Genomic DNA, 25,260 nt, shown 5'->3' on the forward strand with positions numbered 1-25,260 from the left:
TTAACTAAAAAGAATATTCAAATTTTTAATTCCTACTTGACATATAGGTAAAGTGTAAATGATATAATACTATAGATTATTTGGAAAAATGAGATAGTTAATTTGCTGATCGGTCAACCAAAGGCTTATACTTTGTCCACAAAGTATGAGTTTTTTGATAAACCCTACTATCATAGTAACTAAAAAAGAAACCCGTTGAAACAAGGGTTTCTCTTTTTTAGCACATAGCGAATGGACTTGTTACACTCAATCACTCTAATTTAACGAGCGTTAGGAAATACTCTTCGAATGGTTTCAGTAAACTCTTCAAATAATCCTTTTACTGGAGCGCCTTCATTAATTCTGTTTCCATAATCCCTCATACGCTCTACAAAGTCAGGATTAGATGATACAAATACGTCTCGAATATCTGGATCTGTCGCTCTTACTTGATCGGCAATCTTCTTTTCTAAACGATCTGTTACTTCTCCTTTTGTTCCATCACGTAAAACAACTGCCACATAGGCATTTCGGTTTGTAACAATCACAATTGCACTGTCTACTTCGTCTAATTTAGCAATGCGATCTGCAGCCTTATCAGCTACCTCTAATCGTGTCTGATTATTATCATCTACATTATTATTCTCGGTTCCATCGGGTTGGAATCCCACATCTCGTGGTCCATTGTTGCGATCATTTTCTGCCTTTTGTTCAGAAGGTTCTTCAGTTGGATCGGGCTCGGCTTCATCCTTTTTATCATTACAACCGAAAAGGAATCCTACAGATAAAATGGTGGATAGAAGGCCAAATAAATATTTTCTTTTTTTCATCTTGTCTTACTCCTTTCATTTTAACATAACATTTCTTTCGTTATTATCCGTTTAAAGAAAGGAGAGTATACTAGCTTTTTTATATACTGTTTAACTCACTAACGTCGCATAAATATTGACTGAATTTTCTGTTTTATTATTTTTCCGTTTGAGAAGAAAAATGAAGACACGTGAACAGAGGTAGTAATCATCCATTTTTTCACTATAACCTTTGGCGAGGGCGACAGAGACGGTTAAACCTTTACGGGACAGCTCTTCCTGCTATTTTTCGAATCCAAATGTGTGCGGATTTCCACGGTGCTGCTTTTAACAACCGACTAATTTGTAAGTACGTCCGTGAACTGTTTGTACCCAACTGAGTCAGTACGTTTAAACAGTAGACAATCATCGCGATGTACACTTGATTATGGACAGCTTGTTCGCTTTGTCCGTAGAACTTTTTGATGTTCAAGTGTTGTTTCATCCACTTGAAAAACAGCTCGATTGCCCAGCGTGATTTGTACAGTTCAGCGAGTTCATCCGCATTTAAGTCGAAACGATTCGTGATGAGGTGCAGCTCATTCCCTTTTGAATCCATCACTTTCAGTAGTCGAAACTCATTACCAGCCCGACTTTGTGCTGTGCCCAAAGAAATCATTTCATCTGATAAAACAGTTGAATTTTTTGAAAGGTGAAATTTCTCGATTTGATGTGTAACGGCGTTTTTTCGTAAGCGTGAGACAAAGAAATACCCGTCGTCTGTCATACGGTCAAATTGCTTGTAATCCAAGTAACCACGGTCAAAAACATACATGCACTCTTTGTCGTCAACAAGTACTTCTAGCTGACCTCGATCATGTTCAATCGCATTCGTTAACACCGCTTTATCCGGGTATGAACAGCCTTTTTCTGCGTAAACAAGACGTAAATGGAGCTTAATGCCTGATTTTGTTTTGCGGAATTCAGCCCATTTATGATTGTTCAGGTTCAATAGTAACGTACTTGAGTCGATGATTTTCAGTGGTGTTGTCATTTTCCGTCGCTTTTCAAAATGCGTTTTCTTATGAATTTGCGCGACTAAATCTAGAAACACCTGCTGGAACACCTCTGTCGGCACTTGATTTAGCCGGCGTCCCAGTTGCGAAAAGCTAATTGATTCTAGTTCGGTTGCTTTTTGCAGGTCATCCGAGAATAACGTATCACTAACCGCACGTAGACTTTCGGTTTCGTTGAGTTGTGCGAATACGAGTAATTTCAAGAATGAAGCAATGTACAGCTTCTTTGTATAGGAATTTAATTGATAGGCTTCCACAAGTTCCTCTAGTTTTGTGGAGGAAATCGGTGAAAGCCATTGTTCAAATGATGTTTTTCGTGTAAACTTATCCATGTGTATGTCCTTTATTTTGGATTTGGATGGTTTACTACCACCCAACCATTATAAAGGATTTTTTTGTGCATGAATAATATTGCAGAAAATTCAGATTTATAAAGGGCTTTGAATTATTTTAATGCGACGCTAGTGCTTTGTTATTACATTTTCAATGTTAAATACCCATAAATAAATAGGATGATTAAGAGGGAAAAACTCTTGAAACTTTGGGATAATATCCAAAAAACGGGAAAAACATTAGTCCTTTCAGGAAATACAATCATCTTATTTTATAAAGGTAGGGGTGTAAAAGAAATTGAAGTTGAGAAGAGAAAAAATGAAAAGTTATAAGAGCTATTGCTGTCAACGAGAAATAGAAGAAATGATGGGGATATGGAAAAGGGGTTATTATCGGAAAAATGGAGCTATATGTCAAAAATAATTTAGATTTAAATTTCCCAAAAATCATTGAATAAAAAATTCTCCATAGAGCAATATAAAAGAGTAAAAAAAATTCAAGGAGGAAATTATCATGACAGTAATAAATGACGTTAAAACAGCTCTAGCAGGATTGAAAAGTGCTCAAGCAAGTTTTGAAACATTTGCTCTTAGTACAGATAATCAACAAGCTAAGCAACTTTACCAAGATGCAGCTAAGCAAACCCAATCCGTTGTAGACAGCATTGAACCACGTGTTCAACAAATCGAACAAGAAGAACCTCAATACAAGCAATAAGAATAGGATAAAAAGGTTGGTTCAATTAACCAACCTTTTTACACTTCAATTCTTGAGTAGAAACGGACAGGTGATTGTATGAAAAGAAAGATAAGAAGATTAAATCATTTTCTTTTTTTAGCCATGATTATTGTATATATATCCGGATGTACGGGGCAACAGAATCATTCGACTAATGGCAATAATGATACAACGATCGTCAAAGTACATACAAGCCAACCCATTAATCAAACAGTTGCCAATCAAGCAAAAGAAAAGATCATAAAAGAGGAAGAAGTTTCGGCTGTTAAAGCAGTAAATACCGATAAAGAGCTGTTAATGGCGATAAAAGTAGATCAATTTCATCGCTTTCAATTAAAAAAAATCAAAAAGAACGTGAAAACAGACTTAGAAAAAGCTTATCCGGATTATAAAGTCTTAGTTTCAACTGATCAAAAAATCTATTGGGAGTTGGAACAATTAGAAGAAAAATTGCAAAAAGACAAGACAAAGAAAAAAACATTAAAAAGAGAATTTAACAATATTAAAAACCTTATGAAAGAAAAAGCGTGATGAAAGAGGTATACACATGTCAAATAATCAAAAGAAACAATTAACACCTGTCCAACAGGAATATCAAGATCTTGAAAAACAGAAAGAAACCAAGAGACCAGTAGTTAAAAATTGTATCAAAGCTTTTTTTACGGGTGGGATCATTTGTCTTATTGGCCAAGCCATTCAACTGTTTTATATTTATTATTTTAATTTTACAGATCAAACGGCTGGAAACCCAACAGTGGGGACCATGATTTTTATTGCTATGCTTCTAACAGGCTTCGGTGTTTACGATCGAATTGCTCAATTTGGAGGCGCCGGTTCCGCGGTTCCCGTTACCGGCTTTGGAAATGCCGTCATATCAGCATGTATTGAACATCGAACGGAAGGATTTGTCCTAGGTGTTGGTGGTAATATGTTTAAGTTAGCTGGCTCCGTCATTTTATTTGGTACCTTTTCGGCATTTGTTATTGCGGCCATTAAAACGATTCTCATACAGTGGGGTGGCTTGTAATGCTTACGGGACATCGTACATGGGTCTTTGATCAAAAACCTGTCATTATCTCCACTGGAACGGTCGGAGGTCCTTTTGAAGCAAAAGGAGCACTTGCTAATGATTTTGATTTACTTCATTCTGATTTATGGTTAGAACAGGATTCTTATGAAAAAGCGCACAAGGTTTTGTTAGAAGAAGCGAGTCAAAAAGCTATCGAAAAAGCAGGTCTTCAAAAGGAACAGGTTCAGTTTTTCCTTGGAGGAGATCTGATTAATCAAATTACGCCCACTAGTTTTGCTTGCCGAACACTTGGCACACCGTACCTTGGATTATTTGGTGCTTGTTCTACATCCATGGAAGGACTGGCTCTTGGTGCTTACTTAGTTAACACAAAAGGAGCTAACTATTTGTTAACTGGTGCTTCGAGTCACAATACCGCCGTCGAAAAACAATTTCGTTATCCAACCGAATACGGTGGACAAAAACCACCTACTGCTCAATGGACAGTGACAGGTGCTGGCGTTGCTTTGTTAAGTGATTCTGGAGAGGGACCTCGTGTGACCTCTGCAACGATTGGACGTGTGATCGATATGGGAATGACGGATCCATTTAATATGGGAGGAGCAATGGCTCCGGCGGCTGTTGATACCATTGAAGCACATCTTACTGAGCGAAATCTTGATCCATCTTATTATGATTTGATTGTAACGGGAGATCTTGGCCACATTGGACGAGAAGTCTCGCTTGATTTATTTAAAAAACATGGAACACCAATACGTGAAGAACAATATCAAGATTGTGGCCTTATGATTTATCGAGAAGGACAGCCAGTTCTATCTGGCGCTAGTGGGCCAGGATGTTCAGCAACCGTTGTATATGGTCATCTATTAAACCGAATGAAAAAAGGCGAATTTAAACGAATATTAGTCGTAGCAACAGGTGCTTTATTATCGCCATTAAGCTTTCAGCAGAGTGAAACTATTCCTTGTATCGCTCATGCGGTATCAATTGAATATGGAGGTGAATAAGAGCTATGATTTTCTTTTGGGCTTTTGTTGTAGGAGGTTTGATCTGCGTTATTGGGCAAATTATGTTTGATGTATTTAAGCTTACACCAGCACATACCTTAAGTACATTTGTAGTGATTGGCGCTCTTCTAGATGGGTTTGGTTTATACGAACCTTTTATCGATTTTGCAGGAGCAGGAGCGACCATTCCTATTACAAGTTTCGGAAATTCTCTTGTACATGGGGCAATGGCTGAAGCCGAAAAACATGGGTTAGTAGGTGTTATTTCAGGAATGTTTGAAGTAACAAGTGCCGGAATTTCAGCCGCCATTATTTTTGGAATGATTGGCGCTATATTTTTTAAACCAAAAGGATAAGGAGGATGTAAAATGACGATTGCATCAGATGTGAAACAATGTCTTGTCAGTCTTAAAGGAGCAGAAGCTGGTTTATCCAATTTAGCATTACGAACTCAAGATGATCAATCAAAGCAGACTTTGCACGAAACGATGAATGTCATGAATGAAATCGTAACAGATTTAAAAAATCGAGTGGGAGAATTGGAGAGAGAAGAAGCCCAATATAAAGGTTTTTAAGACGAACAGCTTTTTCTAATTTTATAGGAGGTGTAAAAGATGCCAGATTGGTTAATTGTAGTTTTGCGGTCTTTATTGTTTTTAGTTGTTCTTTTTGCTATTACAAAATGGTTAGGTAAAAAACAAATATCTGAGCTTTCCTTCTTTGAATATGTCACCGGTATTACCATCGGTAATATAGGAGCAGAAATGGCCACGGGAATTGAGAAAAGCATTGCTCATGGGATACTTAGTATCGTAACCTTTGCGGTAGTACCCTTCTTAGCAGGCATCATTTCCTTGAAAAATAAACATTTTCGCGACTTTATGGAGGGGAAAGGGACGGTTTTTATCAAAGATGGAAAAATTATGGAAGATAATTTGAAAAAGGAAAAATACACAATCGATGAATTGTTAGCGTTACTTCGAAAGAAAAGTGTCTATCAGGCAGCTGATGTGGAATTTGCGGTATTAGAGCCAACCGGCGATCTCAACGTCTTGTTAAAGAAAGAAAATCAACCGTTAACCGCAAAAGATTTAGGGATAGCTGTTGCTCCAAGTAAGGAACCTCAAACAGTTATTATGGATGGTGAAATATTAGATGAACCATTATCGACAATTGGCCAAAGCAGAAGGTGGTTACACACTGAACTAGAAAAACTAGGAGTTACCATTGAAAATGTCTTTCTTGGGCAGGTAGATTCTTATGGGCAATTAACCGTTGACCTTTTTGATGATAAACTTCAAGTTCCTTCTCCTCAAGAAAAGCCTTTATTACTTTCAACTATGAAAAAATGTCAGGCGGACTTAGAATTATTTGCGCTTGGGACAGAAGTAGAAAAAGCGAAACATATGTATAGCCAAAACAGTCAAAAGTTACAAGAAGCCATTGATAAAGTGACCCCTCTTTTAAGAGGTTAAATAAGGTTATGACGGGTTTCAAGCTATAAAGTCAGAAGTAACAATTTAGCAGTTGGCGGCTTCAACTAAGTAATATCGCAAGTAGTAGTTACCGTTACGTGATAGGGACGTGTCTTCGGCAGTAAAGCGCCCGGACTGATGCTTTCGCCAGTATAGACCTGCGTATTTCGCTACTTTAGTTTCATCATCAAACCGGTCTATTTGGCCAATTTCAGCTATGATACCCGCAGCGAATACGGAACATGGGTTACTACAACCGATAGAGCTCTTACCGGATATCCCGTAATTAGTGGTACCTTGCCTTCTGTTGGAGTCTTTTTAACATCGAATATACTTAGTCAGCTACGGGAGAACAATGTAATATTTTAGGTTTAAATGAAATAAATGTAAAATGAACCTCCTTTTTGTTTTTCGATACATCTTCAACATTAAATTTGCTATGACAAAACAAACTAATTACAAAACTATTTGAGGTGTCTCATGAGAAAAGCTCAATCTAAACAATTCTCGTATTCCAAACGTATACTTGCTACATAGTTTGTACATGTTAAGGGAAAAACTAAGGAGGAATTTTAGTTGGAGTGGATTTTTTTTCTATACCCGTTAAATACGTTCTTTATCTTATTCATAGCAATTTGGGAAGTTCGTCGGCCAGCCAAAGCTTTGAATTGGATAGTAATCGTCCTTGTTCTGCTTGTCATTGGTTTCTTACTATATCTTAGCATATCAAATCCCAAGCTTATTCATCGTAAAAGATTGACCTCTTTTCATAATGAGTCTGATAAGTTACCTGATACATGTAGTGATTCAGCATCGATAATCGCCGATGCTTTAAGGTATTTTACTGTAGGCGGGCTTCGAGTCGGCAAAGTCCAAGTACTAAACAATGGAATAGCAAAATATGAACAACTTATCGAATCCCTACAAAAAGCCCAAAAAACCATTGATCTGGAATATTTCATCTATCGGAACGACCAAATTGGTAATCGCATCACAGAACTGCTGATTGAAAAAGCAGTAAATGGAGTGCGGGTTCGTTTTATTAGAGATGGTTGGGGGAGTAAAAAATTCCCGCGTCAAAAAATTCTTCAGATGGTGGAAGCAGGGATAGAATGTCGGACAATATTTCCTTTACGCTTTCCCTGGATTTTGTCCAATTGGAATTATCGGGATCATTGTAAGATTGTCACGATTGACAGAAAGGAATCCTTTACTGGCGGTATGAATGTTGGGTATGAATATACAGGATTAAAGTCAGACGTAGGATTTTGGAGGGACACTCATTTGAAAATTATAGGGGAAGCAACAGGCGACTTGCAGACTATCTTCGACGCTCATTGGAATATCGCTGTACCAGAACGGATAAAGTCAAAAACAAAATCTGAGGCAACGAAAAAGCCCACTAAAATCCCAAAATATAAATCAAAGGAAATCAATCCAACCGGCAGCATAGATCTTTCAAGATGGTCTGCCGAATTAGGCTCTGAGTTATGGGCTATAGAAGGTAAAATAGACAATACTCAAACAAAGACAGGAGAATTGCAAAAAGCATACATCCATACGTTGGAAGGAAACCCTGGAATTCCTACATCAGTTATTCGTCAAGCTTACTTTATATTTATAACACAAGCGACCAAAACCATTGATATAACAACGCCCTACTTTATACCAGAAACAGATATTATTATGGCATTAAAGACAGCTGTGGCTCGTGGTGTACGCGTAAGATTACTTGTTCCTCGCCATATTGATCAAAAAATCGTGGGCTTTGCAAGTCGTACCTATTACGGGGAACTTATAGAAGCTGGGGTCCAAATCTACCAGTACGATAAAGGAATGTTACATGCGAAACTGATGATCATTGATGAGGAAATTGCAGAAGTAGGCGCAGCAAACTATGATATGAGAAGTTTTCGCCTGAATTATGAAGTGTGTCAAGTCGTGTACAGTGCTGATGTGGCAGGGGAACTCACAGAGCAGTTCGAGAGGGATCTTACTGATTCTGTACCATTAAGAATTGAAGACTTGCTGCAACGATCCCTGACCGATCGCATTGTTGAACAGGGTTCTCGCCTGCTTTCTCCATTATTATAAGATGATGTATCCTGTTTTTATTGTTCTATCTTAAATCTATATTTTAAAAATTTCATTGTTTTTAAAATATTTCTGATTCATTTGAAAAAAGTCGAAAACCCGTGTTAGAAGAACTTTCAACATGGGTTCTTTTCTTATTTACGATGGAATTTCATTACTAAAAAATAGACATACTAAAAAGGCAGCTCAAAGAGTTTGAATTCAAAAATAGCTGTTAGCTTTTAATTTAAATATAGGGGTGATATCAATAGATAATATATTTGAAAATCTTAAGGAAATAAGTTTATTAGAAGATAAGCTGTATCATTTTTATCTACACTTCAAGATCTTACAACTAAGTAAAATTTAAATTGGAGGAAAAAATTTTGGAAGAAGTTAATATTGGTTTCCTGACGATCAAAGTCATCGTTGGTTTTGCCACTTTATTTTTTATCATTATCATAACAGGCAGAACATCCATCTCTCAGTTAACCCCGTTTCACTTAGTTTTTGTGTTAGTACTTGGAGATTTTTTAGGAAATACCATTTATGAAGATAAGGTAAGGACTTTTCACTTTTTATATGCCATCGGATTGTGGACGCTTCTCATGTTGGTGATAGAGTTTATGACTCTAAAAAATAAATCGATACGTTCTCTCTTATTAGGCGATCCTAACATCATCATTCGGGATGGTGTCATGGATCGAAAGTTACTTAAAAAGAACAAATTGGATGTAAATCAAGTTTTGAGTATACTTCGACAAAATAATGTTTTTTCAGTTCGCGAAGTCAAATACGGTATATTGGAAGCTAATGGGCAAATAAGTTTATTATTAAAATCTAAGTATCAAAAACCAGACAAGCAAGATCTCAATCTTCCAGAAAGTCAAGTAGACCTCCCAACATCGTTAATTATAGATGGGGAAATTTTATGGGATAATTTACATGAACTCGGATTTGATCAACAGTGGTTAGATAACCAATTAACTACCAATGGATATGATAATGTAAAGCGTATACTTTACGCAGATTGGCGAGAGAGTGAAGGCATACATGTAAGTCCTAAATAAAATTTGTTAGAATAGGAGTACATCAATTTTCTTGGTGAATATAATGTGGATTTAAAAAAAGATGAACCAGAGAATCCGTTTTATGAATTTATCTGATAGGGTGATTGTTACTCTTTGGTTTTCCACAATCGGGCGCTTTTCTAGAGTAAGGATTGCGCTCTTTTCGCTCTAAGTGTTCATTACAAAAAACCAGCTAATATCTTGACCGGATATTAGCTGGTTTTTGTCACCAATCAAAAGGTTCTAGTGCAAAGATTGCATTTATTTTAAAAGCCATCAATTTCGCCATACATATGCTGTCAAAATGTTAAACGGTGGTGCAGATATTTTAACAGTACAAGAGTTATTGGCTCATGCTTCTCCAGAAATGACACTAAGATATGCAAAACTATTAGATGATACCAAAAGAAAAGCCTTTGAGTCAAAGGGCTTTTATTTAGTTTGTTGTCAACTTTTGAAAAAATTTGTTTAAGCCATATAAAACTGCTCCTATGAAACTTCCTAAAGCAATTGATCCAATAATCATTAAACTAATTTCCTTAATTGTAACTGGTGTCATAAACTGAGTGGATGAAAATAATAAAACGATAACAATTGGTATTAAAATATCAATGCTGGTATTTTTCAATTTTTATTCTTTACACCAGGAACATTACTCATTACTGTTTTAGCGAGCTTTGCTTTCTTTTTCGTCAGTGGTTTAACTTATTTTAAACATAAAGCTATCTAAATGGTGAAAAAACCCTTCTATTATATAATAGAAGGGTTAGCCTGCTTTCGGTAAAGTAAAACCGAGACCAAATACATCTCGCACATCATGCACTACAACAAACGCTTGATCGTCCACTTTATGAATAATTCGCTTTAACTCTAAAAGCTCTTGCTTGTTAATTACAATATAGAGTACTTGTTTGGCTTCTTTTGTATAGCTGCCGTGCGCTGTAAAAACCGTTACGCCACGCTCCATCTTATTATTAACTTGTTCAGCCACTTCGTTTGAACGAGTTGAAATAATCGTTACGGCTTTGCGAGGGTTTAATCCTTCAATAATATAATCAAGTACCTTTGTACCAATGTAGAGTGCGATAACGGTGTACATCGTTTTTTCGCCTCCAATTACAAAATAGGCACTTCCTACAACGACTAAATCAATCGCAAGCATGGTTCTGCTAATATTCCAATCAAAGTATTCATTAGTCATTCGAGCAATAACCGCAGATCCACCTGAGGTCCCCCCGCCTCTAAACACGAGGCCAAGACCGATTCCAACGAATAGACCAGCGAAGATGGCGCCTAAAAGCGTATCGTCTAGCGGTGCTCCTGCTTCTTCAGTTAGATGTAAAAAAACCGAAGTAGCCACAATAGAAAGGACCGTATAGACAATGACGCGTCTATGTAAAAACTTATATCCAACCAAAACGAGCAGGCCGTTAATAATAAAGTTTGTTATACTTGGAGACCACTGGAACAGGTAGTATGTAATCATAGTAACCCCAGTTACGCCACCTTCTGCAAGCTCGTTTGGAATAGCAAAATAGTTGATACCAAGCGCAAAAATTAAGCTACCAAGTAAAATTAGTATAATTTCTTTTATTCGTTTTACCATCATATACATCTTCTTTCTAGTGTGTTAATTTTCATTCTGGCGAAACTATCTCCATGAAAATGTATTATATCAAGGAGACTACTGGAATGAAAGACTAGTTTTTAAAAACGAGAGGTAAATTTTTTGACACGCTGAACTTCATATGGAAAAATGAAAAAGTTATGCAATGAATAAAGCATTTTATGATAAATAAAAATAATTTCCGCTTTACAAAAAGAACGTATGTTCGTTAATATGGATAATGAAAGGGGAGAGGGAGTTGTATCAAGAAGAACTAAAAGAATATGCCAAGCTTTTGATGCCCGAACATGTGGAGCAGATGAAAGAAATTTATCGTTCTCATCTAAAATTAGAGACACCACCAGTACGAATGCAAGGTAGAGAAAAAATTAGTCAAATCCTTCATACAGCGTGCGAACAACATCGACTAGTTAATCTACATGTTTATGAAGGAGGTAGCGTTCGAAAGTATGATCGAGTCACGATTGATTGTATTGATCAGCAATCAAACCGCCTTTTAGCAACGGGTCCTTATTATACATATTCTATTCGGGAAAGCTTTGTTGTTAACGCAATGCTGTGCATGGATTAAGCTGCTTCAATTTTGAAGTAGCTTTTATTGTATTCATTGGCTTTGTATCTTTTTTGTGGAGTCTGCATATACTGATAAAAAAGCTCGCGGCAGCACGAGGTAGTATTGAGTGTAAAGTGTGCCGTAGCGATATAAAAAAGAAGGGGAAAGCTATGCAAAATGAAAAAAGTCAAGTGAGAGAAATTGAGTTAACGCAGTTCATCAAAAGAAGGCTCGTTCGCTTTGCATCTAGTTTAGCTATTTCATCGGCGTTAGCATCCATTTTATACATGCTGTTGTTTCTATTTAAATAACGAACTTCCCAATGGTTGTCCAAAAAAATGGACAACTTTTTGGTGTGGGCAAATTTAAGTGAACAAGCTTTATTTGTTATAAAACAATCATAAACGTTCAATGATGACAGGTTGAACAATTAATATGACCGCATTATAACATTTGGTTATAACGTTTGATTTTAGTGTAAATGTGTTGAAACCTACATATTAGAGCGCTTCCGTTAACCGTAAGTTTTTATTAAAAAAAAATAAAAAAAGTGAATGAAACTGATTTTTTATGATTGATTTTGAAAGATTTGCGTGTTAAAGTAAAATCATGAAAGATAAATGAAAACGCTTTTTTGGAAAAGGAGTCACGTTATGCTAACACCTGAAAGGCATCAGCTAATGTTAAAGCTTTTAAAAGAAAAAGAGCTTGTTAAAGTGCAAGAGTTTATTGAAGTGACGGGTGCCTCTGAGTCCACAATACGTCGTGACTTAAGTCAGTTGGAAGAAGAACAACTACTTAAACGTGTTCACGGTGGTGCTTCACTAATTCAGAAAAAGCGAATTGAACTAAGCGTTATAGAAAAAGCTGATAAAAATGTAGAAGACAAACAAAGAATTGCTGAATACGCAGCTTCTCTTATCCATGAAGGCGATTGCATCTTTTTAGATGCAGGAACGACAACGTATGAAATGATTCCATTTTTAAAACAAAAAGATGTAGTTGTTGTGACAAATGGGCTTATGCATTTAAATTTAATGCTTAAAGAAGGTATTACCCTTTATTTAACAGGTGGTGCTCTTAAGTATAAGACAGGTGCTTTAATTGGAAATGGTGCGCTCTTAAGTTTAGAGCAGTATCGCTTTGATAAATGCTTCATGGGAGCAAACGGAATTCATCATCAATACGGATACACCACACCGGATCCTGAGGAAGCCCTTATTAAACAAACAGCGATGAAGCTATCTCATGAGTCTTATATCCTGGCAGACTCAACAAAATTTTTTGAAACCAGCTTTGCAAAAATAGCAGACCTACATGCAGCAACTGTTATTACAAATGAGCTACCGCAAGAGGTGCTTATACAATATGCAAACAAAACAGACATAAAGGTTGTGAAATTATGATCTATACATGTACGTTAAACCCTTCAGTTGATTACATTGTACATGTAACAGACTTTAAAGAAGGCGAATTAAACAGAACAACAAGCGAAGTAAAGTTTCCGGGTGGAAAAGGAATTAACGTATCTCGCGTGTTGAAACGATTGGGCGTCGAAAACAAAGCGCTTGGTTTTATCGGTGGGTTTACTGGAACATATATTGAAGATTACTTGAAAACGGAAGAAATCAAAACCGCTTTTACAAGAGTTAATGAAGATACTCGCATTAATGTAAAACTAAAAACAAAAGCTGAAACAGAAGTAAATGGACAAGGGCCTACTATTTCGGAAGAAGCTCTTCAGCAGCTTTTACAGCAAATCTCTCAGATGAAAGAGCATGATGTGCTTGTGTTAGCAGGCAGTATTCCGAAAACGCTTCCAAAAGATATTTATGAAACGATTACGCAACAAGCTACTGCTAAAGGTGTGAAAGTTGTCGTAGATGCAAGTGGGAAAACACTTCTAGATGTAGTGAAGCATAATCCATTTTTTATTAAGCCAAATCATCACGAGCTTGGCGAATTATTTAATGTTGAGGTAAGCGGTGTAGAAGATGCAATTCAATACGGTCAAAAACTAGTCGAAATGGGAGCAAAAAACGTAGGAGTTTCCATGGCTGGGGACGGGGCACTGTTGATTACAAAAGATGCAGTGTACCGAGCAACTGCGCCAAAAGGGAATGTTAAAAACTCAGTTGGAGCAGGCGATTCACTAGTAGCGGGTTTTCTAGCTGCTTACACAAAAGAAAATGACTTACTTGAGGCATTCCGTACAGGAGTGGCATCGGGTAGTGCTACAGCTTTCTCGCTTGAACTATGTGAAAAAAGCTATGTAGAAGAATTATTAGAACAAGTTTCAATTACAAAGATAAAGTAGGGGGAGCCGAGAATGAGAATTACAGAGCTATTGAAAAAAGACACAATCATTCTTGATCTACAAAGTTCATCAAAATCAGATGTTATTGATGAGCTAGTTGGCAAATTGGATGAAGCAGGTCGTTTAAACGATCGTGAAGGATATAAGCAAGCAATTTTAAACCGTGAATCACAAAGCACAACGGGAATTGGTGAAGGGATTGCCATTCCACATGCAAAGACAAGCTCGGTAAAGATGCCAGCAATTGCATTTGGGCGTTCAAAAGAAGGGCTTGACTATGAATCGCTTGATGGTCAGCCGGCACACTTATTCTTTATGATTGCGGCAAGTGAAGGAGCAAATAATGCTCACTTAGAAACGCTATCACGCTTATCAACGTTATTAATGGATATAGATTTTCGTCAGTCATTATTAAATGCTGCGTCAATTGATGAAGTTATCCAGTTAATTGATGATAAAGAAACAGAGAATGAACAGCCAGAAGAAGTTGATACAAAGTCGGACGATGAGCTAGTTTTAGCAGTTACGGCGTGCCCAACAGGTATCGCTCATACTTATATGGCAGCAGATAGTTTAAAAGCAAAAGCAAAAGAAATGAACGTTACGATTAAAGTTGAAACAAACGGTTCAAGTGGTATTAAGAACGCATTAACAGCTGAAGAAATCGAAAAAGCAACAGCAATTATCGTAGCGGCTGACAAACAGGTTGAAATGGCTCGCTTTGCTGGTAAAAAGGTCATACAAGTACCAGTAGCACAAGGGATTCGTAAACCAGAAGAGTTAATTAATCGAGCGCTTAAAGGAGATGCACCTGTTTATAGCGGTGACGGTGGTAAATCTGAGAGCGGTTCTTCTGGAAGTTCAGAACGTAAAGGGTTTTATAAACACTTAATGAGCGGTGTATCTGCAATGCTTCCATTCGTAGTAGGAGGCGGGATTTTAATTGCCATCTCATTCATGTTTGGTATTGATGCAGTCAAACCCGATGATCCAACCTATAATGCGTTTGCAGCAGCATTAAATACAATTGGTGGCGGTAACGCATTTGGTTTAATGATTCCAGTATTAGCTGGTTTCATCGCGATGAGTATTGCCGATCGTCCAGGTTTAGCACCAGGTATGGTCGGAGGTTTAATGGCTTCTACTGGTCAAGCCGGTTTCTTAGGTGGGCTAATCGCAGGTTTCTTAGCAGGTTATATCATACTTGGATTGAAAAAATTGTTCAGTCGTTTACCACAGGCATTAGATGGTATTAAGCCAGTTCTTTTGTACCCATTATTCGGGATATTCATTACCGGAATGATTATGCTTTATGTCATTATCGATCCAGTTAAAGCAATCAATGATGGATTAACACAGTGGTTGAGTGGGTTTGAAACAGGTAACTTAGTATTATTAGGAATTATTTTAGCTGGTATGATGGCCATTGATATGGGTGGCCCAATCAACAAAGCAGCATTTACGTTTGGTATTGCAATGATTGATGCAGGAAACTTTGGTCCACACGCTGCAATTATGGCTGGTGGTATGGTACCTCCATTAGGCTTAGCGTTAGCAACAACAATCTTCAAAAATAGATTTACACAGCAAGAACGTGAAGCAGGAAAAACATGTTACGCGCTGGGAGCTTCATTTATTACAGAAGGAGCTATTCCATTCGCAGCAGCAGATCCAGGTCGCGTAATTCCAGCAGCGGTTATTGGTGCAGCAGTAGCAGGTGCCTTAACAATGGTATTTGGTATTGGTTTACCAGCTCCTCACGGTGGTATTTTCGTAATTGGTGTAGTAGAGGGTAACCCATTCTTATACGCACTAGCTATCATTATCGGTGCAGTTGTAACAGCTCTACTTGTTGGAGTATTGAAAAAGAAAAAAGTAGTTTAAAAGTTAAAACCTCCTGTAAAAAGCAGGAGGTTTGTATTTATATTATAGACATTTGTTCTTTTTGGAAGTACAATAGATTTAATATTCGAAGAATTGTTAGAAAAATTAGACAGAAAGCTTTTTTGTCAGACAGATTATGTTACAATAGTTGAATATTAAAAACAGGTAAGGAAGTGTCTCAAACATGAAGGTTTCGAAATTCGGCGGGAGTTCAGTTGCAAGCGCAGCGAAATTTAAACAAGTTGCACAAATCATTCAAGCAGACAAAGAGAGAAAAATGATTGTTGTATCTGCACCAGGAAAGCGATATGCTGATGACACAAAAATGACAGACTTATTAATTGCGTTGGCTGGGAAAATTCAGCTAGGTGAAGATTACGTAGAAGAGTTTGGCAAAGTCATTGATCGTTATCGAGAAATTGTGACTGAGTTAGAAATGTCTGAAGAGATTATCACGGAAATCATTGATAACATTGACTCATTAATTTCTTTACATAAAAATGACCCATTCCGCTTATTAGATTGTTTGAAAGCAAGTGGTGAAGATAATAATGCAAGATTAATGGCTGCATATCTACAGCATTTAGGAGAAGAAGCTTCGTATGTAAATCCTAAAGAAGCGGGTATTTTTGTATCAGATGAGCCAGGTCGAGCAAGAATTTTAGAGCTTTCTTATGAAGAGTTACCAAAGTTGAAAGAGCGTGAAGGCATTTTAGTTATCCCGGGCTTCTTTGGTTACTCTGAACAAGGCAATATTGTGACGTTTTCAAGAGGTGGTTCTGATATTACAGGTTCTATTGTTGCTGCTGGTGTTAAAGCAGACTTATATGAAAACTTCACAGATGTAGATGCAATTTATAGCGTAGATCCAAGACTTGTTGAAAAACCTTGTGAAATGAAAGAAGTGACGTACCGAGAAATGCGCGAATTGTCTTATGCAGGCTTTTCTGTTTTCCATGACGAAGCGCTTGAACCTGTCTTTAAATCCGGGATTCCGGTATGCGTCAAGAATACAAACAATCCCAAGGCAAAGGGAACATTTATTGTCTCTAAGCGAAAAGTTGGTGACCAACCTGTCGTAGGCATTGCAGGTGATAAAGGCTTCTGCAATATTCATGTCGATAAATATTTGTTAAATCGTGAAATCGGATTTGGCAGACGGCTTCTGCAAATTTTAGAAGATGAAGGGATTTCATACGAGCATACGCCGTCCGGAATCGATAACATTTCAGTCGTTATGCGTGAACATCAGCTAACGCCGGAAGTAGAAGAGCGGGTACTTGATCGTATTCAAACAGAGTTGGAAGTAGATAACATTTCAATTGAACGAAATTTAGCGCTAGTAATGGTAGTAGGAGAAGGAATGAACAGTTCTGTTGGAATTGCGGCTAAGGCTACAGAAGCATTTGCCAAAGCAGGCGTGAATTTAGAAATGATTAACCAAGGCTCTTCAGAAGTAAGCATGATGTTTGGAGTAAAGGCTGATGCACTTGAAAAAGCAGTACAGGCATTGTACAACACTTATTTTAATAAAATGTACAGCATTTCATATTCAAGCGTAAAGTAATTTACTAGTATGCGTATAATAAACGTCTCCGTTGGGTATACGAATAGTAGTCGTATATTTAAGGAGGCGTTTTTTATGTTGAAAAAAGTATCTGTTCTTTCTGTATCGTTCGCTGCTCTATTAGGTTTAGCTGCATGTAATAATGATGAAGTGGAATCTCCACCACCAGAAGCTCCGGTTGAAGACAACGTAGAGCAACAATCAACAAACAGCGAAAATGATCAAAATATGGCGTTTAACTTCTCGAAGTTCGATTTGGATGTAGAGTATAAAGGTTTAAACAATGACTATGAAGTAGAATACGAAAATGAAAAAGATGATATGGAAGCAAAAATTGACGATGAAGCAAATGATAAGCATTTAAAAGGCAATGAGGCTTTTGAAGAGCTATCATCTAAGTTTGAAAAATTAACGTTTGACCAGAATACATCTGAAGAAGATGTTGTCAAAGAAGTAGTAAAAGTATTTAATTTAAATGGTGATTATGAATCATTTGAATTAGAAGTGCGCTTTGCTGATGGAACTGAAAAAGAATACAATATTAACAAATAGAAAAAAGATGCTGAGACATAAATATCTCAGTTAGTGATCTATCCGAACGATTGAGAGTTAACTCTCAATCGTTCGGATTTTTTGTTGGTTCAGAAAACAATTTAAAAAAAGAGTGGGGCGCAATGGAACGAACTTGTTCCTACAACCCAACTATTATAAAAAAGTAATGGTTCTTCTTTGGTTTGAAAAGGAATTATTTCGTCCTGTCCCGCGCTCTTTTTTTGACGTCTAAAAACCTATGAAATGTGAAAGGATGATGATATGAAAGCTAAAGGAGGAATTAATAATGAAAACAATCTTAATGAAATGCTGTGTCAGCGCAGTTTTCTTACTATTAGCTGCCTGTGGGTTAGGACAAGGTCAACAACATTCCCAGGATGAGTACCAACCAGCTGCAGAAGTAAATAAGGAATCAGTTGCGCCATTAACGGTAGAATTAATGGATACAAAAGGGGCAAAAGTAGGGAAAGCAACCTTTACAGAAGAGAAAAATGGAGTTCGTATTAAAGTCGAAGCAGAAGGGCTAATTCCAGGTAGACATGGTTTTCATATTCACGAAATTGGTAAATGTGAAGTTCCAGATTTCAAAACCGCAGGTGGACACTTTAATCCCTATGATCGTAAGCATGGATTTAAAAACCCGAAAGGTCCTCACGGTGGTGATCTTCCTAATTTAGAAGCAGATAAGCGCGGGAAAATTAACGCAGAGACTTTCGCTTCACTTGTAACGCTAGCGGAAGGAAAGCCTAATTCATTACTAGATGTTGACGGTTCATCCCTCGTTATTCATGCAGAGCCAGATGATTATGAAACGGACCCTGCAGGGAACTCTGGCGACCGCGTTATTTGCGGCGTCATTACGAAATAAAACGTTAAAAAGTAAAAGTCGCGAAGGAGCGTTTTATGTAAAGGGAGGACTGTATCAAGTTGCAGAAAGACTTCAGACGTACATTGAAAATCATGGAGGAAAAGCAATAAAAGGAAGAGAAGCAGTACGAATAGAAAGAAAGGACAATCGGTGGATTATCCATGACCATCGTGATAATTCCTATGATGCTTTTCATGTTGTGTGCAATGTGCCGGTTCAAAACTTAGGCACAATACTAGATGAAGACGTATATATGAAGCTAACCCCAAAGCTGAGAGCAAAAGCGAAATTACCGCAGTGGGGTACATATACGATGTATTTGGCTGTCAAAGAAGAAGATTTACCGAATAATCTTTCTTTATTTCAGCAAATTCTTCTATCAGAGCAAGGAGATATGACAGAAGGTGAACACATTTTTGTTTCCATCTCCCATCCAAATGATGAAAAGCGTGCACCAAAAGGCTATCGAACGATTACAGCTTCAACTCATATTGAGCTAAACAAGTGGCAAACAAAAGAAGCTTACGATGCTAAAAAACAGTGATGGAAACAAAAATGATTGAAGGAATAAAAACAGTCATTCCACATATTGAATCTGCCATTCATCAAATTTTAGGTGGACCGGTGGCGTGGGAACGTTTCACATCCAGAGCTCAAGGGACGTAGGAGGATTTCCTCAAACGTTAGAGAATGCTCTGTTTAACAGTCTTTCCCATCGCTCGGGTGTTAAGGGCATGGCTCTGTGGAGATACGATTTTCCCTGGTGCAGGAACGATCGGAGCATCTGTAAGCGGGTATCATGTATTTCAAAGCATCACTGAACATAAATATACTATATAAGGTGTGTGTTAAAAAATGGGAGGTGGTGCTTTGCGAGAAGAGATTAACGTCTTGTTGTTTATGGACCCAGGTATTGATGATGCCTTGGCGCTTATGTATGCTCTTTTACATCCTAATATTAACGTAGTAGGGATTGTGAGCGGATATGGAAATGTATCAAAAGAAGATGCGATTTTAAATACTTCTTATGTTTTAACGTTAGCAAATCGTAAAGATATTCCAATTATAGAAGGGGCTAAAGGACCAATCACAGGTGAAATCTCTGTTTTTTATCCTGAGATACATGGAGAAACTTTAGGGCCAATTAATGTTCCTCCATCCTTTGCGTTACCGGTGGAGCCATTTAGTAAATCATTCGAGTTAATTGAAACGTATAAAGGGAATATTACGGTGATTGCTACGGGACGTCTAACGGAATTAGCTATGTTATTTGTACTTCATGGGGATGTATTAAATGAATATGTAAATGAATTTTTTATAATGGGTGGCGCTTTTATGGTGCCAGGAAATGTTACGCCTGTTGCAGAAGCTAACTTTCATGGCGATTCTATTGCGGCTAATGTAGTTATGGAACGAGCAGAAAAGGTGCGAGTGTATCCATTAAACGTTACTCATAAGGTTATTGTAAAGCCGGAAACGATTCAAAAAATATCATCAACCAGTCAAAACCCATTTCAACCTCTAATATTACCAATTTATACTTATTATTTTGAAGCCTATAAAAAGCAATGGCCTGGTATACAAGGAACGCCTATACATGATATCGTTCCGTTAATGGTTTTAGTTAACGATGAGCTTATTCAATATGTTCAACGTAAAGTAAGTGTAGATTTAAGTGGAGAAGCAAAAGGAGAAAGTATCGCAGATTTTCGACCTAAAACATTAGTTGAAGAACAAAAAGAACCATCATATATAGCTTGGGGTATTAATGAACAGGCATTCCTAAAAGAGCTTACGACAATTTTAGTAAGACCCGTAAAATAAGTAAAGTCCCCATGATACTGGGGACTTTACTTATTATGATAAAAAGAGCTTCCACCACTTTCGCTTTCTTTTCATATCAGCAGCAGCTGTTTGGCGAAATGTTTGAACAAAATCATTGAACATTTCTTCTCGCTCAGACACATTTTGGCGGTGAAGCTTTCTTTCCTTTTCCATTTCTTTCAAATAGTAAACGCGCTCTTCATTCATGGAATCAATTAAATCTCGCAGTTCTTCTGTCGTATGGCTAGAAGAATTAGAGAGCTTTTCGACCATAAATTTAACTTGATTCATTGCAACGGTAGAATTGCTAGAAAAGCGATCAAGTAAATATTGCATCTCTTTTGATGATTCATCGGCATTCGCTACGATATCTTTCATATACAATTTCATTTCTTCAGCGCTTTGCTCTGCGGTATGAGACTGTTCATCCATAATGGACGAGATTTCATCCAATGCTCTTTCATTGGCACGGATAATTTTCTTAGACATATTCTCGACTTCTTTAGCGTTACGTTCTGAAGACTCAGAGATAACAGCTCCCACCGTTTCAACCATTTCGTACGTTTGATTAGCGCTTTTTTCAAGCTCTTTTTTTACTTCACCAACAATTTCTTCACGTACTTCGTTACGCATTCCTTCACGCATTTCTTTTAATAAATCATCTTTAAATGAATTTAATACTTCAAAAACATCCTCGTAGCGTCGCACCGCTTCTACAAGTTCTCCTTGCAATATTTCTCGTTCTTGTACGATAACGTCATTAGAAGAGACGGGTTCTGATTCATTAGCATGAAGATGACTTTGTTTGTTTAGTAGCTCTTCATTAGACACGTTCGCTTTCTCTTCAGTAATTGGTTCTTCAATAGGCGGGTGAGTTTCCTTTTCATCTATTTCCTCAATTCTGTCTTCAGGTTTCTCAAGGGATTTTGACTCTACATCTTCGTTCGTCTCTGCAGACGACACTTCGTCAACTGTAGGAGCAGCTTCTTCATAGACCGTCTGCGTTTCTTGGCTCACTAGCTGTATGTATTCTTTCACTTCATCTAAGGTGCAGTTTTCCGCAAATAGCTGGTTAATATCACTGAGCAACTCAATTTTGTCCTCAGTATATACACGTGCTCCATCTCTTCTCTCAATATATAAATAACCCTGTAAGGAACTTTCCCACCCTTTTAATGTGCGACGATCTATATCTAGGCGGTCACATACAGCTTTAATTGTATAAATTTCAGTCATTTTTTTTCCTCCTCTAATTCTTTCCTAATAATAAAAAGTATGTACTAGCTTGATTTTCGTTGTATGTTGTATTCACCATATCTAACTAATTTTTCCTGCTAGGTGACAAAGGTTGTCAAAACTAGACGACATTAGCCTTTTATGTAAACAAAAAGAGAAATTTGTAAAATGCTCGTATGTATAAAAAGTTGACAGTATAAACTAAGTTCGATAAGATATGTTCAAATGTTTAAGTTTTTAAACATATAAACGCAAGGGCTGTTTTAAATGGAAAAAGGATATGCTTTGATTACAGGTGCGTCAGGTGGAATTGGAAGACAATTGGCATATCATTTTGCGGAAGATGGCTATTCACTCGTATTAGTAGCACGTAGTAAAGAAAAGCTGGAAGAGTTAAAGAAAGAGCTTGAAAATAACTATTCAATTTCTGTTTTAATTAGTATAAAAGATCTTTCTAAACAAAAAGAGGCGTTAAAGCTTTACGATGAAATAAAGCAACAACGTATTACGGTTCAGTTTCTAGTCAACAATGCTGGCTTCGGTTTATATGGTACATTTATCGAGACATCTTGGGCTGAAGAAGCAGATATGATTGACTTAAATATAAAAACGCTCACGTATTTAACGAAGCTATTCTTACCAGAAATGGTGGAGCGTAACCAAGGGCGAATTCTTAACATTGATCAGTAGCTTCTTTTTTACCTGGACCATTGATGGCTGTTTACTATGCAACAAAGGCCTATGTTTTATCGTTTACTGAAGCGTTGGAGAATGAGTTGAAAGATACTAATATAACCATTAGTGCGCTTTGCCCGGGGCCTACTAAGACGGGCTTTAGTGACCGAGCTAATTTAAGTAGCTCAAAATTATTTGAATCAGGGGCTCTCCATGTGGAAGATGTAGCGAAAGTAGGTTATGAACAATTCATGAGAGGGAAAACGATTATTATACTTGGAGCTAAAGTAGCAACTATGCTGCCGAGGTTTTTCCCACGTAAGCTTATTACAAAAGTTGTAAGAAGTATGCAAGAAGTTAAGTAAGAGAGGATAGGTAGCATGAGTACACGCGCAGTGGAATTATTTCGATCAAGTATTCCTGTTTTTCAAGCACTAAGCGATTCAGCGAGACAGGACATTATTTTATTATTAGCAGAAAAGGAACCACTAACGGTCAATGAAATCGCAAAAGAATCAACCCTCTCTCGACCAGCAGTTTCTCATCATTTAAAAATATTACGTGACCAAAAGCTTGTAAGTATTGAGCAAAAAGGAACGCAGCGTTATTATTCACTCGCATTAGAAGATGCGGTAGGGCTATTAAAGGAATTAATTTCAACAATTGAAAAAGAATGTTTATGATCAAAGAGGTGAAGAAATGAAGCATAGTGAGTATTACGTTACAGATGAGAACATTATCAGCAATATTGTCGAAAAGCAAAAGCGGTAACGCAGTTTTATGGCGAAGATGTACTCACAAGCGGGCGTTATGGCAGAATTGTCAGTGAGAGACACTTCGATCGTTTAATTGAGTTTTTACAAGATGGAAAAGTTGTAATTGGCGGTAATTATAATGAAGAAACGCTCCAGATTGCTCCAACCGTCTTAGACGAAGTAAAATGGGATTCAAGCGTTATGCAAGACGAAATTTTCGGTCCAATTTTACCTCTTATTGAATATGAAAGTGTAGATGAGGTCGTAAGTGCAGTTCATCAAAAAGCAACGCCGCTAGCTCTATATTTGTTTTCAGAAAGTGAAGAGGTTCAGCAGCAAATTATTAACACGGTTTCATTTGGGGGAGGGTGCATTAACGATACGATTATGCACCTGGCAACGCCGCACCTGCCATTTGGAGGAGTTGGAGAGAGTGGAATCGGTCAATATCACGGTGAGGCAAGCTTTAAAACGTTTTCACACTTTAAAAGCGTGCTGAAGCAAACAACAAAGTTTGATTTTGCCTTTAAGTATCCGTCTGATAACCAAAGTCTAAAAACGATTAAAAAGTTTTTGAAATAACGTCAAACGAAGAGGCTGGGACATAAGTAATTCAGCCAATGATAAACCTGAACGATTGAGAGTTTCTCGCTTTTAATCGTTCAGGTTTTTTGGTTCATTGTGAAAACAATGTTGGAAACAGGGTGGAATGGAGCGTAGGACACTCGACTCCTGCGGGAAAGAGAGGGAAGACTGAGATCCCGCAGCGCAGCGAGGAAGCTCAGGTTCCTCCCCGCGGAAAGCGAGTGGCCGTAGCGCAATGGAACGAACGTGTTCAGACAAACCAAAAAGATTGGAACAGCTATTGTTCGTCTCTTAGAAGCAATCATTTTGTTATGTCCCAAACTCGTTTGTTATGAGTGCACGATGGTTTGAGATAGAGGCCATTGCTCTTGTTTGTAGGCCATGTCCCAAAATAGATACTCAAGTTCGCAACTTTTGATAAAATGCTCTTTCATACGTCTACGTTCCTCAGCTGAAGCTTTTTCTGCTAACTCATCTAATTTGTCACAAAACCATTTTGTCGTTTCTTTCATTTCTCCATTGGTATAAAAGGAAATCCATTCGTAAAAAGGGTGATCCGGTGTTAAGTTCACTTCGCCTGCAATGCGCTTGCCAATTTCAACGTATGTCCATGGACATGGCAGTAGCACAGCAATAATTTCACCTAGTGTCCCTGTATGTGCGACCGTCATCATATGGCTAATATAATGATTTGCTGTTGGTGCTAAGGGCTGATGCTTCATATCTTCATAACGAATGCCAGCTACTTTACAAAAATTATTATGAGGATGGACTTCACTATGTAAAACAATTGAAATACCGTTATTAAACACTTCCATTTCATCACGGGTACTACATTTTGTTAACGCCGCACCGTATATGCGAACAAAAGCAGTTAAATATTCATAATCCTGTGACACATAATGAATTAAAGCTTCTTTTGGAACTTTTCCTTCCTTAATACCTGCAACAAATGGATGTTGAAAGATGGCATCGTAAATGTAAGCTGCTTCTTTGCGTAATTGAGCTGAAAATGACAATTGATATTCCTCCCTAATTGAATCCACAAGGAACGCGCTTATAAATGTAGGCAATAACAAAAAAAACACCCCATTATATGGAGTGGTAAAGACAGTTGTTGGTGTATTACACGACAACGCCGTACCACTTTCCTACGCTGGTATAAGCCAGATCAGGTTCAAAGGGATCAAGATTCCTTGTCTCAGCCAAACGGCACCCCTAGTGGATTCTTTCATTTTATTCTTATTC

The 25,260-nt window shown here is 37.5% G+C and carries 30 protein-coding genes, 3 pseudogenes and 1 riboswitch; of the genes and pseudogenes, 26 read left to right on the forward strand and 7 right to left on the reverse strand.

Annotation, left to right across the window (positions count from 1 at the left end; genetic code table 11):
* Positions 1 to 260: 260 nt before the first annotated feature.
* Together MKZ18_RS08855 and MKZ18_RS08860 are read right to left on the reverse strand one after the other, a co-directional pair.
* A complete protein-coding gene (locus MKZ18_RS08855) occupies positions 261 to 809 on the reverse strand; it encodes a YhcN/YlaJ family sporulation lipoprotein (protein WP_025908868.1) in 549 nt (182 codons plus the stop codon).
* 241 nt (positions 810 to 1,050) lie between these two features.
* Positions 1,051 to 2,175: an IS4 family transposase gene (locus MKZ18_RS08860; protein ID WP_340842564.1), complete on the reverse strand. Its 1,125-nt coding sequence runs from the start codon at positions 2,173 to 2,175 to the stop codon at positions 1,051 to 1,053.
* 201 nt (positions 2,176 to 2,376) lie between these two features.
* Between MKZ18_RS08860 and MKZ18_RS08865 the strand changes: the two genes are divergently transcribed.
* From MKZ18_RS08865 to MKZ18_RS08900, 8 genes are all read left to right on the forward strand, one after another.
* Positions 2,377 to 2,508, forward strand: coding sequence for a hypothetical protein (locus tag MKZ18_RS08865; protein ID WP_260864974.1), 132 nt, complete (start codon positions 2,377 to 2,379; stop codon positions 2,506 to 2,508).
* A 181-nt stretch (positions 2,509 to 2,689) separates the two neighbouring features.
* Entirely contained in the window at positions 2,690 to 2,893 is a 204-nt protein-coding gene (locus MKZ18_RS08870; RefSeq protein WP_061785506.1) for a DUF1657 domain-containing protein, read from the forward strand.
* A 78-nt stretch (positions 2,894 to 2,971) separates the two neighbouring features.
* A complete protein-coding gene (locus MKZ18_RS08875; RefSeq protein ID WP_163070649.1) occupies positions 2,972 to 3,445 on the forward strand; it encodes a YhcN/YlaJ family sporulation lipoprotein in 474 nt (157 codons plus the stop codon).
* 16 nt (positions 3,446 to 3,461) lie between these two features.
* Positions 3,462 to 3,941 (forward strand): stage V sporulation protein AC, encoded by a 480-nt coding sequence (gene spoVAC, locus MKZ18_RS08880; protein ID WP_076513124.1) that lies wholly within the window; start codon positions 3,462 to 3,464, stop codon positions 3,939 to 3,941.
* The gene (gene spoVAD / locus MKZ18_RS08885; RefSeq protein WP_076513125.1) at positions 3,941 to 4,951 is read left to right on the forward strand and encodes a stage V sporulation protein AD; all 1,011 of its coding nucleotides are present in this window, start codon (positions 3,941 to 3,943) and stop codon (positions 4,949 to 4,951) included. Before spoVAC ends, spoVAD begins: the two co-directional genes overlap by 1 nt.
* 5 nt (positions 4,952 to 4,956) lie before the next feature.
* Positions 4,957 to 5,307, forward strand: coding sequence for a stage V sporulation protein AE (gene spoVAE / locus MKZ18_RS08890; protein ID WP_025910774.1), 351 nt, complete (start codon positions 4,957 to 4,959; stop codon positions 5,305 to 5,307).
* A gap of 12 nt (positions 5,308 to 5,319) precedes the next feature.
* On the forward strand, positions 5,320 to 5,526 hold the full coding sequence (locus tag MKZ18_RS08895; RefSeq protein ID WP_144594008.1) for a DUF1657 domain-containing protein: 207 nt from the start codon (positions 5,320 to 5,322) through the stop codon (positions 5,524 to 5,526).
* 39 nt (positions 5,527 to 5,565) lie between these two features.
* Entirely contained in the window at positions 5,566 to 6,426 is an 861-nt protein-coding gene (locus MKZ18_RS08900; protein ID WP_144594009.1) for a DUF421 domain-containing protein, read from the forward strand.
* Positions 6,427 to 6,477: 51 nt separating this feature from the next.
* Here MKZ18_RS08900 and MKZ18_RS08905 read toward each other — a convergent pair.
* Positions 6,478 to 6,663 (reverse strand): annotated as a pseudogene (locus MKZ18_RS08905) (transposase); the annotation flags it as partial.
* A 339-nt stretch (positions 6,664 to 7,002) separates the two neighbouring features.
* Between MKZ18_RS08905 and MKZ18_RS08910 the strand changes: the two are divergent.
* From MKZ18_RS08910 to MKZ18_RS08920, 3 genes and pseudogenes are all read left to right on the forward strand, one after another.
* Positions 7,003 to 8,520 (forward strand): phospholipase D-like domain-containing protein, encoded by a 1,518-nt coding sequence (locus tag MKZ18_RS08910; RefSeq protein WP_341344535.1) that lies wholly within the window; start codon positions 7,003 to 7,005, stop codon positions 8,518 to 8,520.
* Positions 8,521 to 8,885: 365 nt separating this feature from the next.
* The gene (locus MKZ18_RS08915) at positions 8,886 to 9,569 is read left to right on the forward strand and encodes a DUF421 domain-containing protein (protein ID WP_076513128.1); all 684 of its coding nucleotides are present in this window, start codon (positions 8,886 to 8,888) and stop codon (positions 9,567 to 9,569) included.
* Between the two features lie 265 nt (positions 9,570 to 9,834).
* Positions 9,835 to 9,993 (forward strand): annotated as a pseudogene (locus MKZ18_RS08920) (tyrosine-type recombinase/integrase); the annotation flags it as partial.
* 12 nt (positions 9,994 to 10,005) lie between these two features.
* Here the strand turns inward: MKZ18_RS08920 and MKZ18_RS08925 are convergent.
* Together MKZ18_RS08925 and MKZ18_RS08930 are read right to left on the reverse strand one after the other, a co-directional pair.
* The gene (locus tag MKZ18_RS08925) at positions 10,006 to 10,197 is read right to left on the reverse strand and encodes a hypothetical protein (protein WP_025910766.1); all 192 of its coding nucleotides are present in this window, start codon (positions 10,195 to 10,197) and stop codon (positions 10,006 to 10,008) included.
* 138 nt (positions 10,198 to 10,335) lie between these two features.
* Positions 10,336 to 11,175, reverse strand: coding sequence for a YitT family protein (locus tag MKZ18_RS08930; RefSeq protein WP_061785509.1), 840 nt, complete (start codon positions 11,173 to 11,175; stop codon positions 10,336 to 10,338).
* 259 nt (positions 11,176 to 11,434) lie between these two features.
* On the opposite strand from MKZ18_RS08930, the gene MKZ18_RS08935 reads away from it, so the two are divergent.
* The 11 genes from MKZ18_RS08935 to MKZ18_RS08985 all read left to right on the forward strand — a co-directional run bounded on the left by MKZ18_RS08935 (position 11,435) and on the right by MKZ18_RS08985 (position 20,761).
* Positions 11,435 to 11,767: a YolD-like family protein gene (locus MKZ18_RS08935; protein ID WP_157803591.1), complete on the forward strand. Its 333-nt coding sequence runs from the start codon at positions 11,435 to 11,437 to the stop codon at positions 11,765 to 11,767.
* Positions 11,768 to 11,919: 152 nt separating this feature from the next.
* Positions 11,920 to 12,060 carry a hypothetical protein gene (locus tag MKZ18_RS08940; protein WP_165932490.1) on the forward strand — a complete coding sequence of 47 codons (141 nt, stop codon included), beginning with the start codon at positions 11,920 to 11,922 and terminating at the stop codon, positions 12,058 to 12,060.
* Between the two features lie 342 nt (positions 12,061 to 12,402).
* Positions 12,403 to 13,155: a DeoR/GlpR family DNA-binding transcription regulator gene (locus MKZ18_RS08945; protein WP_144594010.1), complete on the forward strand. Its 753-nt coding sequence runs from the start codon at positions 12,403 to 12,405 to the stop codon at positions 13,153 to 13,155.
* Positions 13,152 to 14,066: a 1-phosphofructokinase gene (gene pfkB / locus MKZ18_RS08950; RefSeq protein ID WP_025910761.1), complete on the forward strand. Its 915-nt coding sequence runs from the start codon at positions 13,152 to 13,154 to the stop codon at positions 14,064 to 14,066. Before MKZ18_RS08945 ends, pfkB begins: the two co-directional genes overlap by 4 nt.
* Positions 14,067 to 14,078: 12 nt before the next feature.
* Positions 14,079 to 15,950 (forward strand): PTS fructose transporter subunit IIABC, encoded by a 1,872-nt coding sequence (locus MKZ18_RS08955; RefSeq protein ID WP_144594011.1) that lies wholly within the window; start codon positions 14,079 to 14,081, stop codon positions 15,948 to 15,950.
* Between the two features lie 184 nt (positions 15,951 to 16,134).
* Positions 16,135 to 17,517 (forward strand): aspartate kinase, encoded by a 1,383-nt coding sequence (locus MKZ18_RS08960; protein ID WP_078989848.1) that lies wholly within the window; start codon positions 16,135 to 16,137, stop codon positions 17,515 to 17,517.
* A gap of 75 nt (positions 17,518 to 17,592) precedes the next feature.
* Positions 17,593 to 18,069, forward strand: coding sequence for a YusW family protein (locus MKZ18_RS08965; protein ID WP_144594012.1), 477 nt, complete (start codon positions 17,593 to 17,595; stop codon positions 18,067 to 18,069).
* Between the two features lie 286 nt (positions 18,070 to 18,355).
* Entirely contained in the window at positions 18,356 to 18,937 is a 582-nt protein-coding gene (locus MKZ18_RS08970) for a superoxide dismutase family protein (protein ID WP_144594013.1), read from the forward strand.
* Complete coding sequence (locus MKZ18_RS08975) at positions 18,870 to 19,481, forward strand: FAD-dependent oxidoreductase (protein ID WP_186317472.1); 612 nt, start codon at positions 18,870 to 18,872, stop codon at positions 19,479 to 19,481. The genes MKZ18_RS08970 and MKZ18_RS08975 overlap by 68 nt, the downstream gene beginning before the upstream one ends.
* Positions 19,478 to 19,603 carry a hypothetical protein gene (locus tag MKZ18_RS08980; protein WP_260864975.1) on the forward strand — a complete coding sequence of 42 codons (126 nt, stop codon included), beginning with the start codon at positions 19,478 to 19,480 and terminating at the stop codon, positions 19,601 to 19,603. Before MKZ18_RS08975 ends, MKZ18_RS08980 begins: the two co-directional genes overlap by 4 nt.
* 189 nt (positions 19,604 to 19,792) lie before the next feature.
* Positions 19,793 to 20,761, forward strand: coding sequence for a nucleoside hydrolase (locus MKZ18_RS08985; protein WP_144594014.1), 969 nt, complete (start codon positions 19,793 to 19,795; stop codon positions 20,759 to 20,761).
* Positions 20,762 to 20,794: 33 nt separating this feature from the next.
* On the opposite strand, the gene MKZ18_RS08990 is transcribed toward MKZ18_RS08985, so the two are convergent.
* The gene (locus MKZ18_RS08990) at positions 20,795 to 21,997 is read right to left on the reverse strand and encodes a MerR family transcriptional regulator (protein WP_144594015.1); all 1,203 of its coding nucleotides are present in this window, start codon (positions 21,995 to 21,997) and stop codon (positions 20,795 to 20,797) included.
* A gap of 267 nt (positions 21,998 to 22,264) precedes the next feature.
* Here MKZ18_RS08990 and MKZ18_RS08995 point away from each other — a divergent pair, with 267 nt between their 5' ends.
* From MKZ18_RS08995 to MKZ18_RS09010, 4 genes and pseudogenes are all read left to right on the forward strand, one after another.
* Positions 22,265 to 22,687, forward strand: a complete 423-nt coding sequence (locus MKZ18_RS08995; RefSeq protein WP_251385380.1) for an SDR family NAD(P)-dependent oxidoreductase — start codon at positions 22,265 to 22,267, stop codon at positions 22,685 to 22,687.
* Positions 22,688 to 22,710: 23 nt separating this feature from the next.
* Positions 22,711 to 23,037, forward strand: coding sequence for an SDR family NAD(P)-dependent oxidoreductase (locus MKZ18_RS09000; protein WP_340842562.1), 327 nt, complete (start codon positions 22,711 to 22,713; stop codon positions 23,035 to 23,037).
* Between the two features lie 15 nt (positions 23,038 to 23,052).
* On the forward strand, positions 23,053 to 23,355 hold the full coding sequence (locus tag MKZ18_RS09005; RefSeq protein WP_025910749.1) for an ArsR/SmtB family transcription factor: 303 nt from the start codon (positions 23,053 to 23,055) through the stop codon (positions 23,353 to 23,355).
* Between the two features lie 111 nt (positions 23,356 to 23,466).
* Positions 23,467 to 24,009 (forward strand): annotated as a pseudogene (locus tag MKZ18_RS09010) (aldehyde dehydrogenase family protein); the annotation flags it as partial.
* A gap of 332 nt (positions 24,010 to 24,341) precedes the next feature.
* Here the strand turns inward: MKZ18_RS09010 and tenA are convergent.
* Positions 24,342 to 25,031: a thiaminase II gene (gene tenA / locus MKZ18_RS09015; protein WP_340842561.1), complete on the reverse strand. Its 690-nt coding sequence runs from the start codon at positions 25,029 to 25,031 to the stop codon at positions 24,342 to 24,344.
* Positions 25,032 to 25,143: 112 nt separating this feature from the next.
* Positions 25,144 to 25,242: riboswitch (TPP riboswitch) on the reverse strand.
* Positions 25,243 to 25,260 lie beyond the last annotated feature (18 nt).

Origin of the sequence: Priestia sp. FSL W8-0001 (assembly GCF_038050335.1) — a bacterium.
Classification (GTDB): domain Bacteria; phylum Bacillota; class Bacilli; order Bacillales; family Bacillaceae_H; genus Priestia; species Priestia flexa.

Excerpts from the sequence above, each read along its gene's own strand:
- MKZ18_RS08855 (WP_025908868.1), bottom strand. The coding sequence starts at position 809 with ATGAAAAAAAGAAAATATTTATTTGGCCTTCTATCCACCATTTTATCT.
- MKZ18_RS08860 (WP_340842564.1), bottom strand. The coding sequence starts at position 2,175 with ATGGATAAGTTTACACGAAAAACATCATTTGAACAATGGCTTTCACCG.
- MKZ18_RS08870 (WP_061785506.1), top strand. The coding sequence starts at position 2,690 with ATGACAGTAATAAATGACGTTAAAACAGCTCTAGCAGGATTGAAAAGT.
- MKZ18_RS08875 (WP_163070649.1), top strand. The coding sequence starts at position 2,972 with ATGAAAAGAAAGATAAGAAGATTAAATCATTTTCTTTTTTTAGCCATG.
- spoVAC (WP_076513124.1), top strand. The coding sequence starts at position 3,462 with ATGTCAAATAATCAAAAGAAACAATTAACACCTGTCCAACAGGAATAT.
- spoVAD (WP_076513125.1), top strand. The coding sequence starts at position 3,941 with ATGCTTACGGGACATCGTACATGGGTCTTTGATCAAAAACCTGTCATT.
- spoVAE (WP_025910774.1), top strand. The coding sequence starts at position 4,957 with ATGATTTTCTTTTGGGCTTTTGTTGTAGGAGGTTTGATCTGCGTTATT.
- MKZ18_RS08895 (WP_144594008.1), top strand. The coding sequence starts at position 5,320 with ATGACGATTGCATCAGATGTGAAACAATGTCTTGTCAGTCTTAAAGGA.
- MKZ18_RS08900 (WP_144594009.1), top strand. The coding sequence starts at position 5,566 with ATGCCAGATTGGTTAATTGTAGTTTTGCGGTCTTTATTGTTTTTAGTT.
- MKZ18_RS08930 (WP_061785509.1), bottom strand. The coding sequence starts at position 11,175 with ATGGTAAAACGAATAAAAGAAATTATACTAATTTTACTTGGTAGCTTA.
- MKZ18_RS08940 (WP_165932490.1), top strand. The coding sequence starts at position 11,920 with ATGCAAAATGAAAAAAGTCAAGTGAGAGAAATTGAGTTAACGCAGTTC.
- MKZ18_RS08945 (WP_144594010.1), top strand. The coding sequence starts at position 12,403 with ATGCTAACACCTGAAAGGCATCAGCTAATGTTAAAGCTTTTAAAAGAA.
- pfkB (WP_025910761.1), top strand. The coding sequence starts at position 13,152 with ATGATCTATACATGTACGTTAAACCCTTCAGTTGATTACATTGTACAT.
- MKZ18_RS08955 (WP_144594011.1), top strand. The coding sequence starts at position 14,079 with ATGAGAATTACAGAGCTATTGAAAAAAGACACAATCATTCTTGATCTA.
- MKZ18_RS08960 (WP_078989848.1), top strand. The coding sequence starts at position 16,135 with ATGAAGGTTTCGAAATTCGGCGGGAGTTCAGTTGCAAGCGCAGCGAAA.
- MKZ18_RS08965 (WP_144594012.1), top strand. The coding sequence starts at position 17,593 with ATGTTGAAAAAAGTATCTGTTCTTTCTGTATCGTTCGCTGCTCTATTA.
- MKZ18_RS08970 (WP_144594013.1), top strand. The coding sequence starts at position 18,356 with ATGAAAACAATCTTAATGAAATGCTGTGTCAGCGCAGTTTTCTTACTA.
- MKZ18_RS08975 (WP_186317472.1), top strand. The coding sequence starts at position 18,870 with ATGATTATGAAACGGACCCTGCAGGGAACTCTGGCGACCGCGTTATTT.
- MKZ18_RS08985 (WP_144594014.1), top strand. The coding sequence starts at position 19,793 with ATGGGAGGTGGTGCTTTGCGAGAAGAGATTAACGTCTTGTTGTTTATG.
- MKZ18_RS08990 (WP_144594015.1), bottom strand. The coding sequence starts at position 21,997 with ATGACTGAAATTTATACAATTAAAGCTGTATGTGACCGCCTAGATATA.
- MKZ18_RS08995 (WP_251385380.1), top strand. The coding sequence starts at position 22,265 with ATGGAAAAAGGATATGCTTTGATTACAGGTGCGTCAGGTGGAATTGGA.
- MKZ18_RS09000 (WP_340842562.1), top strand. The coding sequence starts at position 22,711 with ATGGCTGTTTACTATGCAACAAAGGCCTATGTTTTATCGTTTACTGAA.
- MKZ18_RS09005 (WP_025910749.1), top strand. The coding sequence starts at position 23,053 with ATGAGTACACGCGCAGTGGAATTATTTCGATCAAGTATTCCTGTTTTT.